This window comes from Dyella sp. 01N36, assembly GCF_056399745.1.
Genome location: NZ_JBFTRY010000002.1, coordinates 106,457 through 120,588, shown reverse-complemented (window position 1 = coordinate 120,588; position 14,132 = coordinate 106,457). Strand labels below are relative to the sequence as shown.

Annotated in this window: 20 protein-coding genes; 7 read left to right on the top strand and 13 right to left on the bottom strand. The window is 65.9% G+C overall.

Translation table 11 applies throughout. The annotated features are described in order from the left end of the window. Positions 1 to 137: 137 nt before the first annotated feature. A complete protein-coding gene (locus AC1DMG_RS01245) occupies positions 138 to 350 on the bottom strand; it encodes an alkylphosphonate utilization protein (RefSeq protein ID WP_354014380.1) in 213 nt (70 codons plus the stop codon). A gap of 33 nt (positions 351 to 383) precedes the next feature. After that, on the bottom strand, positions 384 to 1,280 hold the full coding sequence (locus AC1DMG_RS01240; protein WP_441602716.1) for a DMT family transporter: 897 nt from the start codon (positions 1,278 to 1,280) through the stop codon (positions 384 to 386). A gap of 163 nt (positions 1,281 to 1,443) precedes the next feature. On the opposite strand from AC1DMG_RS01240, the gene AC1DMG_RS01235 reads away from it, so the two are divergent. Both AC1DMG_RS01235 and AC1DMG_RS01230 read left to right on the top strand, forming a co-directional pair. Continuing rightward, on the top strand, positions 1,444 to 1,737 hold the full coding sequence (locus AC1DMG_RS01235) for a hypothetical protein (protein WP_477180104.1): 294 nt from the start codon (positions 1,444 to 1,446) through the stop codon (positions 1,735 to 1,737). A gap of 3 nt (positions 1,738 to 1,740) precedes the next feature. Further along, the gene (locus tag AC1DMG_RS01230; protein WP_441602718.1) at positions 1,741 to 2,310 is read left to right on the top strand and encodes a DNA-3-methyladenine glycosylase I; all 570 of its coding nucleotides are present in this window, start codon (positions 1,741 to 1,743) and stop codon (positions 2,308 to 2,310) included. Positions 2,311 to 2,448: 138 nt separating this feature from the next. On the opposite strand, the gene bioC is transcribed toward AC1DMG_RS01230, so the two are convergent. The 5 genes from bioC to bioB all read right to left on the bottom strand — a co-directional run bounded on the left by bioC (position 2,449) and on the right by bioB (position 7,200). After that, a complete protein-coding gene (gene bioC / locus AC1DMG_RS01225; RefSeq protein ID WP_441602719.1) occupies positions 2,449 to 3,330 on the bottom strand; it encodes a malonyl-ACP O-methyltransferase BioC in 882 nt (293 codons plus the stop codon). Then, entirely contained in the window at positions 3,327 to 4,097 is a 771-nt protein-coding gene (gene bioH, locus AC1DMG_RS01220; RefSeq protein WP_441602720.1) for a pimeloyl-ACP methyl ester esterase BioH, read from the bottom strand. The genes bioC and bioH overlap by 4 nt, the downstream gene beginning before the upstream one ends. Beyond that, on the bottom strand, positions 4,094 to 4,852 hold the full coding sequence (locus AC1DMG_RS01215) for a sulfurtransferase (protein ID WP_441602721.1): 759 nt from the start codon (positions 4,850 to 4,852) through the stop codon (positions 4,094 to 4,096). The genes bioH and AC1DMG_RS01215 overlap by 4 nt, the downstream gene beginning before the upstream one ends. A gap of 29 nt (positions 4,853 to 4,881) precedes the next feature. Beyond that, on the bottom strand, positions 4,882 to 6,060 hold the full coding sequence (gene bioF, locus AC1DMG_RS01210) for an 8-amino-7-oxononanoate synthase (protein WP_477180103.1): 1,179 nt from the start codon (positions 6,058 to 6,060) through the stop codon (positions 4,882 to 4,884). Between the two features lie 135 nt (positions 6,061 to 6,195). Continuing rightward, a complete protein-coding gene (gene bioB / locus AC1DMG_RS01205; RefSeq protein ID WP_441602723.1) occupies positions 6,196 to 7,200 on the bottom strand; it encodes a biotin synthase BioB in 1,005 nt (334 codons plus the stop codon). A 144-nt stretch (positions 7,201 to 7,344) separates the two neighbouring features. Between bioB and AC1DMG_RS01200 the strand changes: the two genes are divergently transcribed. Both AC1DMG_RS01200 and AC1DMG_RS01195 read left to right on the top strand, forming a co-directional pair. Further along, a complete protein-coding gene (locus AC1DMG_RS01200) occupies positions 7,345 to 7,551 on the top strand; it encodes a hypothetical protein (RefSeq protein ID WP_441602724.1) in 207 nt (68 codons plus the stop codon). Positions 7,552 to 7,566: 15 nt separating this feature from the next. Next, entirely contained in the window at positions 7,567 to 8,289 is a 723-nt protein-coding gene (locus AC1DMG_RS01195) for a ComF family protein (RefSeq protein WP_441602916.1), read from the top strand. On the opposite strand, the gene AC1DMG_RS01190 is transcribed toward AC1DMG_RS01195, so the two are convergent. Further along, the gene (locus AC1DMG_RS01190; protein WP_441602725.1) at positions 8,286 to 8,798 is read right to left on the bottom strand and encodes a DUF5615 family PIN-like protein; all 513 of its coding nucleotides are present in this window, start codon (positions 8,796 to 8,798) and stop codon (positions 8,286 to 8,288) included. The two genes, AC1DMG_RS01195 and AC1DMG_RS01190, sit on opposite strands and share 4 nt — an antisense overlap. A 236-nt stretch (positions 8,799 to 9,034) precedes the next feature. Further along, complete coding sequence (locus AC1DMG_RS01185) at positions 9,035 to 9,652, bottom strand: PAS domain-containing protein (protein WP_441602726.1); 618 nt, start codon at positions 9,650 to 9,652, stop codon at positions 9,035 to 9,037. Positions 9,653 to 9,869: 217 nt separating this feature from the next. Between AC1DMG_RS01185 and AC1DMG_RS01180 the strand changes: the two genes are divergently transcribed. Then, on the top strand, positions 9,870 to 10,214 hold the full coding sequence (locus AC1DMG_RS01180) for a carboxymuconolactone decarboxylase family protein (RefSeq protein ID WP_441602727.1): 345 nt from the start codon (positions 9,870 to 9,872) through the stop codon (positions 10,212 to 10,214). On the opposite strand, the gene AC1DMG_RS01175 is transcribed toward AC1DMG_RS01180, so the two are convergent. Then, positions 10,199 to 11,038 carry a DoxX family membrane protein gene (locus AC1DMG_RS01175; protein ID WP_441602728.1) on the bottom strand — a complete coding sequence of 280 codons (840 nt, stop codon included), beginning with the start codon at positions 11,036 to 11,038 and terminating at the stop codon, positions 10,199 to 10,201. The two genes, AC1DMG_RS01180 and AC1DMG_RS01175, sit on opposite strands and share 16 nt — an antisense overlap. 193 nt (positions 11,039 to 11,231) lie before the next feature. Between AC1DMG_RS01175 and AC1DMG_RS01170 the strand changes: the two genes are divergently transcribed. Both AC1DMG_RS01170 and AC1DMG_RS01165 read left to right on the top strand, forming a co-directional pair. After that, entirely contained in the window at positions 11,232 to 11,648 is a 417-nt protein-coding gene (locus AC1DMG_RS01170) for a hypothetical protein (protein ID WP_441602729.1), read from the top strand. Between the two features lie 2 nt (positions 11,649 to 11,650). Next, entirely contained in the window at positions 11,651 to 11,788 is a 138-nt protein-coding gene (locus AC1DMG_RS01165; RefSeq protein WP_441602730.1) for a hypothetical protein, read from the top strand. Positions 11,789 to 11,794: 6 nt separating this feature from the next. Here the strand turns inward: AC1DMG_RS01165 and AC1DMG_RS01160 are convergent, their stop codons facing one another. The 3 genes from AC1DMG_RS01160 to AC1DMG_RS01150 form a co-directional block, all read right to left on the bottom strand. Then, entirely contained in the window at positions 11,795 to 13,060 is a 1,266-nt protein-coding gene (locus AC1DMG_RS01160) for an RNA polymerase sigma factor (protein ID WP_441602731.1), read from the bottom strand. 65 nt (positions 13,061 to 13,125) lie between these two features. Continuing rightward, positions 13,126 to 13,548 (bottom strand): VOC family protein, encoded by a 423-nt coding sequence (locus AC1DMG_RS01155; protein ID WP_441602732.1) that lies wholly within the window; start codon positions 13,546 to 13,548, stop codon positions 13,126 to 13,128. 20 nt (positions 13,549 to 13,568) lie between these two features. Then, positions 13,569 to 13,997 (bottom strand): YciI family protein, encoded by a 429-nt coding sequence (locus tag AC1DMG_RS01150; RefSeq protein ID WP_441602733.1) that lies wholly within the window; start codon positions 13,995 to 13,997, stop codon positions 13,569 to 13,571. Positions 13,998 to 14,132 lie beyond the last annotated feature (135 nt).

Genomic DNA, 14,132 nt, shown 5'->3' with positions numbered 1-14,132 from the left:
CTGTGCGCGACAGCCACGATGCGGTGTACCGCTCCGTAGGTTTGTCGCGCACAGGGTGCGCTCCCACAAAAAGCTGACCGTAGTGTTGATCCGCCAGCGTGATCCCCTACAAACGCGTTATAGCGAGGTGCCGCCTCTCAAACCTTCTTGATAAAACATGTCTTCAACACCAGCGTCGAGCGCCCATCGCGGCATTCGACTTCTTCCGGATTGTCTTCGTCCACGCGGATGGACTTGAAGACGGTGCCGCGCTTGAGGGTCTGCGAGGAGCCTTTGACCTTGAGGTCCTTGATCACTTGGACCGAGTCGCCGTCGGCGAGCACGGCGCCGTTGCTGTCTTTGACGTTCATGGGTGGTCTCCTGGTCGACGCAAACCGGGCATTTTAACCGCGCGCAGGTTGGGAGCGGCGTAGGCGCACGCCGCTCACGGCGAGCAAGCCGAGCAGGATGAAGATGATGCCGAGGATTTCCATGCCGCTGGGTTGCTCGTGCAGGATCGCCCAGGCGAGCAGCACACTGACGATGGGCACGCCCAGGCTGGCGACGCTGGCGAGTGCCGTTGGCAGGCGTTGCAGCACGATCAGCCACAGTCCCCAGGCCAGGCTCGACGCCAGGATGACGCTATAGGCCAGGCCCGCGATCAGATCCCAGGTCCAGTCGAAGGGACGCTGGGGGACGCATAGCGCCACCACGATCAGCGCCAGCGCGCCGAACAGCATCTGCCATGCGGTGAGGTTGAGCGGTGTGGGCTTGTGGTGAATGAAGACGCGTTTGCTGAGCACCGTGCCCATTGCCCATGCCAGACCTGCGCAGATGGCGAGCAGCGTGCTTTGCCGACTGCCCAGGCCGTGCCAGGGTTCGATGATGCAAGTGAGTCCCATCGCGGCCAGCCCCAGACCCCACCAGTGGCGGCGGGTCAGACGGTCGTCGAGGATCACCCACGCCAGCAAGACCGACCAGAACGGCATCGTGTAGGCCAGCAGCGCCACGCGACCGGCGCCGCCGCTTTCCAATGCCAACTGACCCAGGCCCTGGAAGGCGGTGGTCTGGCACAGGCCGATGACGATGGTCGGCAGCAACGGTGGCGGCCGCAGCGATTGCCGGGTCACCGCCAAGGCGCCGAACAGCACCAGCGCACCGAGCGAGTAACGCAGCGCGGAGAAGTTGAACGGGCCCGCATGCTGCAACACCTGCTTCATCACGATCCAGCTGTAGGCCCAGATCAGGATGGTGGCGAGCAGGGCGAGCAAGGCGTGGCGTGAAGCTGTGGTTGATGTCATGGCGTTCTGCACGTGGCATCGCGCGCGGCAGGCTGCCCTTGTCCGGCGCGCAGGGGTGGGATAGCGTCGTGGCTTTCCCGGCAGCTTACAGGGGATGGGCGTGACAGGAACCCGTGCGAGAAACGTCCTTGTGGCCTGCATCGGGCTGCTCGCTTTCGTGGGCATGCTGTTTGCGTTCCCCGACGTGCTGCAAGGATTGCGCTCGGGCGTCGCGTGGCCGAAGGCGGCACCGATCGCGCTCGGCGCGCTGCTGTTGTTGATCGCCAGCGTCAGCTTGCTGTTGCGCCGCCCGGAGCATGGCTGGATCTTTGCCGTCGCGGCGATCAGCTTGCTGCTGGGCTTATTCTGGTTGCCGTCGTTGCGGCAATTTCTCTGGCCATGGCTCGCGGTCCTGGCCGCGTGTGCCGGCGCCATCATCGGTTTTCGCACGGGGCGCGGCGACCAAGCCGCGGATTGAATCATGGCGACATCCATCAAAAAACGCTGCCCCTGGGGCAATAGCGACGACATGCACGACTACCACGACACCGAGTGGGGCACGCCGCTGCATGATGACCAGGCACTGTTCGAATTCCTCTGCCTGGAGGGTGCCCAGGCGGGCCTGTCGTGGCGAACGATCCTGCTCAAGCGCGACAACTACCGCCGTGTCTTCCACGACTTCGACATCAAGCGGGTCGCTGCGATGAAAGAGCGCGAACTGGAGAAGGCCTTGCTCGATCCGGGCATCGTGCGCAACCGACTCAAGGTTTATTCCACGCGTGACAACGCGATTGCGGCGCTGGAGGTGATCGGCGAATTCGGCAGCCTGGACGCGTATCTGTGGTCGTTTGTCGACGGCAAGCCCATCCGCAACAAGTGGACCGGGCAGGGCGACGTGCCCGCCAGCACCCCGCTATCCGATCGCATGAGCAAGGATCTGAAGAAGCGCGGCTTCCGCTTCGTCGGCACCACCATCTGCTACGCCTTCATGCAGGCGACCGGCATGGTCAATGACCACGTGGTGAGCTGCTTTCGCTACAAGCAGGTCTAAGACACCGCATCGATCATGTGGGAGCGCACCCTGTGCGTGACTGGGGCGCGCGTCGCGCTGGGAAGTCTCGATATCCTTGGGGCCGTCGMGCACAGGGTGCGCTCCCACAAATGTGTGCACCCCAGATAACGGTGTGCTTCAGCGACGCCGTGATCCGCGCAAGCTGTCGATGGAGAAGCTGGCCATTTCGCCGCCGCCGGCCAGGCGGCGCGATTGGCCCGGCGGCGGGCCCCAGGCGTGCGCCGTGACCACTTCCCAGGTGGCGGGAATGCGGCCATCGACGCGCATGGTTTCGTAGGCAGCCAGCATGCGCTGGTAGTGCCGCTTGCCCAGCAGGTGACGTTCGCGTTCGCGGTCGGCGTTGGTGGCGCCGAGTCCCTGCAGTTCCTTCAGTAGCTGGCGCGGTTCGCTGTAAGTGAGCGTGTAACGGTCCACGTCGAGCACGGGGTCGCGCAGGCCGGCGCTGATCATGGCGTCGCCAAGATCGTGCATGTCCAGGAAGCGGCTCACGTGCGGCTGCTGGTCGGCGTCGGCCCAGGCGGCGCGCAGTTCTTTCAACGTATCCGGACCGAAGGTGGAGAACACCAGCAGGCCGCCCGGCTTGAGCACGCGCACGCATTCGCCGAACAGCGCCGGCAGATCATCGATCCACTGGAAACACAAATTGGAATGCAGCACATCCACGCTGTGGTCGGGCAGCGGCAGCGCGGTGGCTTCGGCACACACGCGCTGGAACGGTTTCAGCCAGCTGATGTTCTTCTTGGCGGCGCGCAGCATGGGCAACGCCAGATCCATCGCGATCAGCTGCGCCTTGGGATAACGCTTGCGCAGCAGGGCCGTGCCGCGGCCGGGGCCTGCGCCCACGTCGATGACGCGTTCCGGCGCTTCCAGATAGAAGCCCAGGCGATCGAGCAGCAGGGTCTGCACTTCGCGTTGCAAGGCATCGTGCTGTTCATAGGTGGTGGCCGCGCGGCTGAAATTGCGGCGCACCTGCCGGCGGTCGAAATGCGAGTCGGTCATCGAAAACTGTCCAGCAGCGGCGCCAGGGCGTTGGCGACGCCGCTTGCGTAACCAAAGAACGGCGCGTGGCCCGCGTGCGCGATTTCCACATAGCTGCCGTGTGCCTGCCCGGCCGACCATGCCATCGCCGGTGGCGGCACGATGCGATCGCGACGGCCGACGATCCATGCACTGGGCACGCTCAGCGTGGCGAGATCGGCGCGGCGGTCGGTGGTTTCCAGGATGCGGATGCCTTCCTGCAGCACGCGCAGGTTCGGTTCGCCGCGTTGGAAGATCAGGCTGCGCAGGTGGCGTACTTCGGCGATCGGATCGCGGCTGCCCATGGCTTCGAGCGCAATAAAGCGCTCCAGCGTGCCGTGATAGTCGGTTTCCAGATCGTCGGCCAGCTGGCGCACCAGCTTGGGATCGCTGCCGTGGGGCCAGCTGTCGTCGCGCGAGAATTTAGGGGTGCCGTCGATGACGCCCAGCGCACGCGCATGCTGCGGATGTTCCAGCGCGGCGGTCATTGCGATCAGTCCGCCCAGCGACCAGCCCACCCAGATCGCCGGAGGCGTCATGCGTGCAATCGCTTCGGCGACGAGCGAGGGCTCCAGCGGCAGCGTGCTGTCGCGCGAGCAACCGTGACCGGGTAGATCGACCACATGCAGGGTGCAGCGATCGGCGAGCGCTTCGCACAGCGGCTCCATCATGCCGCCATGCATGGCCCAGCCATGCAGGATCACGACGGGGATTTCGCCGTGGCCGTGGGTTTCGATATGTAGACTCACCCAAGCCTCTCGTCGTTGGCGAGCTGGGGCGCAGGCGCCAGGCTCTTGTCCACCGCGCCGCGCTCATCGAACACGAAGCATTCGCCGCGCCAGTGGGTGCCGTCGGTTTCTTCGAAGTACTTCAGGATGCCGCCTTCGAGTTGGAACACGTTGTCCATGCCGATGTCCTGCATGTGCAGCACCGCCTTCTCGCAACGGATGCCGCCGGTGCAGTAGGAGACCACGGTCTTGTTCTCGTAGCGCGCGCGGTCGGCCGCGATGGCATCGGGAAAGGCGGTGAAGCTGCCGATGCGATAGTCCACCGCGTTTTCGAACAGGCCGACATCGGTTTCGTAGTCGTTGCGCGTGTCGATCAGCACGACCTCGCGACCGTCGTCGTCATGGCCTTGTGCCAGCCAGCGCTCCAGCGTTGCCGGCGCCACCGATGGTGCGCGACCGCCTTCGGGGCGGATGGTCGGCATGCGCATGGTGATGATTTCCTTCTTCAGGCGCACGCGCATGCGGCCGAACGGCACGTCCCCGGAGATCGATTCCTTCGGCTCAAGCCCGGCGAAGCGCGGATCAGTGCGCAGCCAGTCCATGAACGCTTCGACGGGCTCGCGTGGACCGGCCAGGAACAGGTTGATGCCCTCGGGCGCAAGCAGGATCGTGCCCTTGAGCGCCAGCGTCTGGCAGCGTTCAAGGATGCGCTCGCGCAGCGCAGGGAGATCGTCCAGGCCGACGAAGCGATAAGCGGAAAGGTTGATGATGGACATGACGGGGAAGGGGTACGGCAAGACCGCCATTATACGGGGCCGGCCAGCCGGAGCCGGGAAAGCGCCTCCAGCAGGCGGTCCACGTCGGTTTCCTGGTGGGCGGCCGACAAGGTGATGCGCAGGCGGGCCTTGCCTTGCGGCACGGTCGGCGGGCGGATGGCGGTGACCAGGAAACCCGCTCGCTCAAGCGCTTCGGAGGCCGCCAGTGCGGCTTGTGCATCCCCCAGCAGCAGCGGCTGGATGGGCGTGGGCGAGGGCATCAGAGGCAGGCCGAGCTGCGCTGCGCCGGCACGGAAGCGGGCGATCAGCGCGTGGAGTTTCTCGCGCCGCCAGCCTTCTGTTTGCGCCAGCCGTATGGCGGCCAGCGTGGCGGCAGCGAGCGCAGGCGGCATGGCCGTGGTGTAGATGTAGGTACGCGCGGACTGCACCAATCCGTCGATCAGGGCAGCGGAGCCCGCGACGAACGCGCCGCTGCAACCCAGGGCCTTGCCCAGCGTGGCCATCAGCACGGGGACGTCGTTCTGTGAGAGGCCGGCAGCCGATACGCTGCCTTCGCCGTGCTCACCCAACACGCCCAGGCCATGCGCGTCGTCGACCATCAAGCTTGCGTCTTCGCGATGACAGAGTGCGGCCAGCTCGGCGAGCGGCGCGATATCGCCATCCATGCTGAATACGCCATCGGTGGCGAGCAGCGCCGCCGTTTCGGGTCGAGCGCGCAGCTGGCGTTCGGCGCCTGCCACGTCGGCATGCGGATAACGCTTCAACTCGCAGCCTGCGAGCTGGGCGCCATCGAGCAGGCAGGCATGGTTGAGCTTGTCCTGCACGCAGACGTCGTCGCGCGCCAGCAGTGCCTGCATCACGCCGAGATTGGCCATATAACCGGTGGAGAACAGCAACGCGCGTTCGCGCCCGGTCCATTCGGCGAGCGCTTCTTCCAGCGCAGCATGTGCGTTGCGATGGCCGCAGATCAGATGCGCGGAACCGCTGCCGACACCATCGCTGTCGGCAGCGCGCTTGAGTGCATCGATCAATGAGGGATGCTGCGCCAGGCCGAGATAGTCGTTGCTGCAGAACGAGAGCAGGCGACGGCCGTTGCGCTCCAGCCACATGCCGTCGGCGTGAGTCACCGTTTGCAGGCGGCGGCGCAGGCCGGCCTGTTCACKCTGTTGCGTCTGGGCGGCGAGGCGGGTGAGCAGGTCGTCACGCATCGCGATGCGTCTCCCTGTGGGAGCGCACCCTGTGCGCGACCGCGGCGCAGTGGTGTATCTCTGTCATCGGTGGTCGCGTCATGCAGCGTGCGCTCCGGGCCTGTCGCGCACAGGGTGCGCTCCCACAGGGGCTGATCAGGCCGCGCAATGCTCCACGATATCCGCGTGCACGGTGCCCGACGTCTCCACCACTTCCAATGCATGCAGGTTCAGACGCTGGAACAGCTGGCGGTCGTGTTCCACGTCCGGGTTGCCGGTGGTGAGCAGCTTTTCGCCGTAGAAAATCGAGTTAGCGCCGGCGAAGAAGCACAGCGCCTGCACGGCGTCGTCCATCTGCTGGCGGCCGGCGGAGAGGCGGACCATCGAGGCGGGCATCAGGATGCGGGCGACGGCAATGGTGCGCACGAAATCGAACGGGTCGATGGCTTCAGTGCCGCTGAGCGGCGTGCCTTCCACCTGTACCAGCTGGTTGATCGGCACCGATTCGGGATGTTCGGGCAGGTTGGCCAGGGTCTGCAGCAGGCCGGCGCGCTGGTCGCGCGTTTCGCCCATGCCCACGATGCCGCCGCAGCAGGTTTTCAGGCCGGCTTCGCGCACGTGTTCAAGCGTGTCCAGGCGATCCTGGTACTGGCGGGTGTGGATGATCTCGCCGTAGAACTCCGGCGCGGTGTCCAGGTTGTGGTTGTAGAAGTCCAGGCCCGCGCCTTTGAGGGTCTTGGCCTGTTCGCCATTGAGCATGCCCAGCGTGGCGCAGGTTTCCAGGCCCAGGCCTTTCACGGCGCGCACGATCTCGGCGACCTTCTGCACGTCGCGGTCCTTGGGGCTGCGCCAGGCGGCGCCCATGCAGAAGCGGCTGGCGCCGGCGCTCTTGGCGGCCTTGGCCTGTTCGAGCACCGCTTCCACGCTCATCAGTTTCTGCGCCTGCACACCGGTGTCATAGCGCGCCGCCTGCGGGCAATAGGCGCAATCTTCCGGGCAGCCACCGGTCTTGATGGAGAGCAGGGTGGACACCTGCACGGCGTTCGGATCGTGGTGTTCGCGATGCACACTGTGCGCGCGAAACAGCAGTTCGTTGAACGGCAGCGCGAACAGCGCAGCCACTTCGGCGCGCGTCCAGTCGTGACGGATGGGTTGGGCCATGGCGACAGCTCTGGGGTTGGGGATGAGGACAAGTGTGGCAGCGCGCGTTTTCTTGTCAACTTTCGATGAAAGGCGCGGGTTGACGATGCGCGGACGTATGGCTGCCGCTACCATCGAAGCATTCACTCCGCGGGAGTTGTTGGCATGAATGCACGACAGGTCGGCATTGGATCGGTGCCGGCGGCCATCTGCAGCTTGCTCATACCCGGGCTGGGGCAGCTACTGCAACGGCGCCCCTGGATTGCCCTCGTCATGATCGTGCTCGCCGCCGTGCTCTGGATCGTCAAAATGGGCTGGGTCATCCATCTTTGGGCGGGCCTCGACGCAGCCATTTACAAGCCACGAAACTAAGGATGGCCCATGCGCATGGACGCGCTACCGCTCGGGCGACCCCTGCTTGGGGCGCTGCAACGTTTTGTACTCCCCTATCGCTGCCTGCTGTGCGGCGCCGCGGGCGCCGACGGGCTGGATCTGTGCCGCCAGTGTGCCGCCGAGTTACCGCGCAACCAGGCGTGTTGCGCTCGCTGCGCGCTGCCCCTGCCCCAGGCGGCCGAACTATGCGGCCAATGCCAGCGCCGTCCGCCGCCGTGGGATTCGGCCTGGGTGCCATTTCGTTACGCATGGCCACTGGACCGTCTGGAATCGCGTTTCAAGTTCGGCGCCGACCTGGCCGCGGGTCGCGTGCTCTCGTCGCTATGGTTGCGGGAATGGCCACCGTCGAACATGCCGGCGTGGCTGCTGCCGGTGCCGCTGCATGCCGGCCGACTGCGCGAACGCGGCTACAACCAGGCGATCGAGCTGGGTAAGCCGCTGGCAAGCCGGCTTGGTCCCTCGCTCCACGTCGACGCCTTGATCCGCTCGCGGGCCACACCGGCGCAAACTGAACTTGGCGCACTGGCCCGTCGCCGCAACGTGCGCGGCGCCTTCAACGTACGACCGCATACGGCGTGGCCCGGGCACGTGGCGCTGTTTGACGACGTGATGACCACTGGCGCCACGCTGAGCGAATGTGCGCGCGTGCTGAAGCGGGCGGGAGTCCGACGCGTCGATGTCTGGGCGCTGGCGCGCGCGCCAGCGGCAAAGACCTAAGCGGTCTCGCAGGATTCGCCCATCCACTCCTGCAGCTTGCCGTGCCAGAGGCGGTACTTGCGGCGCTGGCGAGTCCCGTTGCCATGGCAGTGGTAGCGCGCCCATCCCGTGCTGCTCGCCTCGACCGTGCAGCCTGCGCTGAAACAGCTGCTGCCCAGTACGGGCGCGAGGCAGCGCAGCGCCCGGCGCAGGTCGTTCACCGATCCGCTGCCGAAATGAAACACGAAGATGGCCGAGCCGCGTTGCAGCGGAAATCGCTGCAGATCGAGAAAGTCGGGATTGCAGGTGAGCAGCACCCGTTCATGCGCCAGCGCATAGGCAGCATGGGCGGCGTCGGTCTGACCCAGCAGCCCGCAGTCGGCGGACGTCCAAACCTGGGCGCCTGCCGAACGCAGCAGTTCAACGCCACGCGGCGGAAACGATGCATCGACCAGAAACCGCGCGCGGCTTTCCACGTTGCCTTCTTCGGGCGCATTGCGATCCCTGGAACTTTCGAGTTCCCGCCACATGACGCTGCACGTCCCCGCTTGCTGCGTTCAAAAGCACGGCCGATCAGCCTGCGACTTGCACGCACCGGCGGTGCTGGCGCAGCGATCGGCGGGGTTGTCGCGCGCTGTCATCCCGCGTGGCAAGCCACTCGCAGCACGAACGCGCGCAATCGTGATTCCCCTCGTTCTTTTCTAACGCCCGCATCGTTACCAGAGCAATACGACCTTTAGGCCAGGGTCGGCGAACGACAACGTTGTCAGTGCGGACTGCCTGCCTCGATCGCGATGCGGATGGCATCGGCGCTGGTGGTCGCCCCGAGTCGCTTGAGCAGGCTGGCGCGGTGCATCTTCACGGTCTTCTCTTCGATGCCCAGCAAATCGCCGATCTGCTTGTTGCGCATGCCGCGCGACATGTGTTCCAGCACCTGCTTTTGCCGTGGCGTGAGTGCGCCCACCAGGGCTGAGGCATGGGCGATACGCTGGTTGTGCGCGCGATCGGGGGTGCCGGAGACGTCCATCTGCGAGCCGATGAAGTACTCGACGGCGCCGTCGGCGCCGATCAGAGGCGCCACCATCACGGCATTGCGGAACGCGGTGCCGTCCTTGCGGTAATTGGTGAGCACGGTCAACGAGGGTCGCCCGTTGGCGATGGCGTCGCGCAGCAAGGCCCGCTGATCGGGCTCGCTGCCGGCGCCCTGCAGGAAACGGCAGTTTCGGCCCAGGATTTCATCCTCCTGGTAGCCGGTGAGCTCGCAGAAGGCGGCATTGACGCAGACGATCGGGTTATCCGGCAGACGCGGGTTGGTGACCAGGGTCGCAAGGGGAGACAGGCCAATGGATGCGAACAAGGCGCCTTCAAACCCAGTTTGATGCATGTGCGATTTCCTCAGTCACCCGGTGCGCGTGTGACTGCGATTCGAACAGAACGGGTCGGCAATACCAAGCCCCGCAAGCGTGCTTGTCGATGTTTTTCAGACGACCTGCAAGACGCGGGCCGTCCGGTACCGAACCATCGAGGTATCCATGCTGGCTTATTCACGCGCCCCGTCGATCGGGCGCAGCATGAAGGTGTTGTGTCCCCTGGAGAGCGCCATGTTGAATTGGCCTGAATACCGCAAACAGCTGCTCGGCCGCATCGGCGAGATCGCCAAGCTGAGCCCCGACACCGTGGCCGGCTACCAGACCCTGTCCGCCGCCGGCAGCAAGACCGGTCACCTGGACGCCAGGACGCGCGAACTGATCTCGCTGGCGGTGGCGGTCACCACCCGCTGCGACGGCTGCATCACGGTGCACACCGCCGAGGCGCTGAAGCAGGGCGCCACCCCGGATGAAATTGCCGAAGCGCTGGGCGTGGCGGTGGCCATGAATGCCGGCGCGGCGCTGGTGTATTCAGCGCGCGTGCTCGATGCCGTCCACAGCTATCAGGCGGAACGATAGGGCACGGCTCGGTAAGAGTCGGCGACCACCCAGGCCCCGCACGCGATGGCGGCGGAAATCGCCAGCGCGGTCCAGCCGGTGCGGTCATGAGGCGTGGCGACCACCGTGGGCACCCACACCAGTAGGGTGATGATCCATAGCATCGCCGCCTCGAGCCTTGCCGCCAGCTGCGGCAATACGCCAAACAGCACCGCCAGGCAGGTGGCGATGCTGCAGGCGCCGGTGAAATACGCCCAGCCCAGGGGGTACGGCAACCAGGTCGGAATCAGCGCTACGGTCTGCTCGCTGTAAACAAAGTGAGACAGGCCGATCATCGGCAGCGATAGCGCAAACACCACGCGCGCCGCGCGCACGCCGCGTCGCCCGGTGAGATGGCGCAACCCGTCGCTGCGTTCGCCCAGATGGCCGGCAAACAACACCCACGCAGCCGCGAAGATCACCGCAATCTCGCCCAGGCCCAGCCAGGTGGCCTCCATCGAGGGCACCACGATCACGGCGGGCAATTTGAGCAATACCGTCCACACCAGCATGAAGACCACCAGCAAGACCGATGCGGGCTTTGCCCAGCTGCGCAGCAGCAGTCCGATGCCGGCCACCAGTTCGATCAGCGCAAACAGATAGGCGATCGGCCGCGCCCCCGGCATGTGCTCGATCGGCAGGTGCTGCCACACCAGGGCGACGTCGCCGTAGATGAAGCCCAGCGCGCCCAGCGACATCATGCAGAGGGCCAGCCACTGCTGGGACAGGTGTGTCTGCGCAGCGCTGTTGCCCCACGCGCCGCTGCCAGTCAGCACCGAGGTTGATGCCCGATACGAACGTTCCATGCCTTGCTCCTTCACCATGAACGGACAGAGGGAGGACAGCGCTTCGATGCGAGGGCGGCCCTGGGGCGGCCACGGGCTCCCAGGGGCTGCCCGCCGCGCCATTAAATCGGCAGATACGGCGTGGCGCAATGGAGTGCGATGATGCGCCGGCGAGCCCCGTTCTTTTGATCCCGCTTCAGAGGAAGCCAAGGCCATGTATCGCCCCCGCCCCATCGTGAACCTGCCTGCCGACACGGACGCCGACGGCATCAAGGTCTACACCATTGCCGCCGGCAGCGGCGCCGTGGATATCTCGCGCTACTTGCCGCGCATGGCGGCGATGAAGCGGGCGCGACCCATCGCATGGTCGACCACGCCGGCCTTTGCGATCTGCCACGAAGCGGCGCAAGCGCGTTATCTGGTGCTGGGGTGGTGGGGCAACGACAACGAGATGTTCATCGCGGTGGCGGCGGAAGATGCCACCGGCTGGGTCGAGGACATGTCGCGCTATTCGTTCTGCCTGTGGGACATGGAAGTGATGTGGCACGAGCGCAATGCGTTCGTCGACTGGATGTATGGCGCGGTGCCCAGCCTGGACGCCTATCGGGCTGACCGGCTGTGCAAGGTGTAGGCATGGACAAACTTGGCTGGGCCGCCAAGGGCGTGTTGCGGTTGGTGTTTGTCGTGCTGCTCAGCCTGTTGATGGCGGCCCTTGGTTACGCGGCGATACTTGGCTTGATCTTGTGCTTTCCGCCACACGCCATCCAGTGATCGCCTTCAGGCCGCGCTGCTGGCGGCCGCACGCTGCAACAGCAACTCCCGCTCGCGCAGGTTGCGTGTGAGCGAGGCGGCGCGCTCGAATTCTTCGCGCGCCTCGGCATGACGACCCAGCTTGCCGAGCAGGTCGCCGCGCACGCTGGGCAGCAGGTGATAGTGGCGTAGCAGGGGTTCGTCGCGCAGTGCGTCCACCAGGTTCAGGCCCACCTCGGGGCCGAATGCCTGCGCGTGAGCCACCGCGCGATTGAGTGCCACCACCGGCGAGGGCAGGCGGCGCGCGAGCGTGTCGTAGAGCGCGGCAATGCGCGACCAGTCGGTGGCGTCCACGGTGCGCGCCCGCGCATGACAGGCAGCAATCGCCGCCTGGAGTGTGTACGGACGTTCGCTGCCGCCCAGTGCTTCGGCGCGTTGCAGCGCGGCCAGGCCGCGTTGAATCAGCAGCTGATCCCAGCGCCCGCGGTTCTGCTCGCCCAGCAGGATGGGCTCGCCGTGCGGCCCTTGCCGCGCGGCGGTGCGCGACGCCTGGATTTCCATCAGCGCCACCAGGCCATGCACCTCGGCTTCGGCCGGGGCCAGGCCAGCGAGCACGCGGCCCAGGCGCATGGCTTCCTCGCAGAGCGCCGGACGCATCCAGTCGCTGCCCGAGGTGGCCGCGTAGCCTTCGTTGAAGATCAGGTAGACCACTTCCAGCACGGAGGCGAGGCGCGCCGCGAGCTCGTCGCCGCGCGGCACTTCGAACGGCACCTGGGCTTCGCTGAGCGTGCGTTTGGCGCGCACGATGCGCTGTGCCACCGTGGGCTCGGGCACCAGGAAGGCGCGCGCGATTTCGCTGGTGGTCAGGCCGCCGAGCAGGCGCAGGGTCAACGCCACGCGCGCCTCGGTGGACAGCACCGGATGGCATGCCGTGAATATCAGGCTGAGCAGATCATCACCGACCGGATTGTCGAGCATGGCATCCGGGTCTCCCACGGATTGTTCGAGCTGGTCTTCGATCTCGCGCGTCAGTTCCCCTTCCTTGCGACGATGCAGCGCGTGGCGCCGCATCTGGTCGATCGCGCGATGCTTGGCGGTAGTCATCAGCCAGGCGCCCGGATTGCGCGGCACCCCCGTCTGCGGCCACTGCTCCAGCGCCGTGACCAGCGCGTCCTGCGCCAGTTCCTCGGCCACGCCCACGTCGCGGACGATGCGGGCGAGGCCGGCGATCAGGCGTGGCGATTCCATGCGCCAGACCGCTTCGATGGTGCGATGGATATCAGTGGCCGTCATGGCCGCCGATCACAACACCACGCCGGTGGCGGCGCAAGTTCGCGCGCACCATGCCGCCGCCGGAATCAGGGTGGCGACATCACCATCCAGTGCACGCCGAAGCGATCGCGCAACATGCCGAAGCTGGAGGCAAAGAAGGTCTTGGACAGCGGCATGGACGCCTCGCCGCCGCCCTCCAGCAAGGCCTCGAACGAGCGCTTGGCCTCGCTATCGTCCTTGGCATTGATCACCAGCGAGAAGCCGCGAAAATCCGGCGTGCCACCACATTCGCCATCGGATGCATTGACCAGCGATTCGCCGATCCGCATCGAGGCATGCATGATTTTCTCGCCATGCGCAGGGCGTGGACCGGCGGCCTGGTCGCCCGGTTGTTCGGGGCTGTCCTTGAATCGCATCAGCGTTTGCACCTGCGCGCCGACGGCCTTGCCGTAGAAGGCGAGGGCTTCCTCGCAGCGGCCGTCGAAGAACAGATAGGGCTGGATCAGCATGGTGACATCTCCTGGCGGGTTCAGCGTGGATCGCCCATGCGGGCGCGCTGCTGTGCTTCCAATTCGCGCGCTTCGGGCGTGAAGGCATCGCCGAAATCCTCCGCTTCGAAGACGCGGCGGATCTCGATTTCCGAGGCGCCGTCATCGAACGGGTTGGGTGCGCGCTTCATCCACTCGATGGCCTCTTCCAGCGAGCTCAGCTGCAGTACCCAGAAACCGGCGATCAGCTCCTTGGTTTCCGTAAACGGGCCGTCGATGACAGTACGCTGGTCGCCCTCGTAGCGCACGCGTGCACCGCTCCTGCTGGGGTGCAGACCTTCGCCGGCCAGCATCACCCCGGCCTTGACCAGCTCCTCGTTGAAGCGGGTCATCTCGGTCAGCAGTTTTTCGCTCGGCATCTCGCCGGCTTCGGAGGCCCGGGTGGCCCTGACCATGGCTACGAATCGCATGTGCTTGCTCCTGTGAGTGTGGCTCTTATGCACACGACGAAGGAGCCCCGGTGGAATCGACAGGGTAGGCGAAGAAACCTGTGGGAGCGCACCCTGTGCGCGACAACCCGGCGGCGCGGCGATTGGCGATGCCGC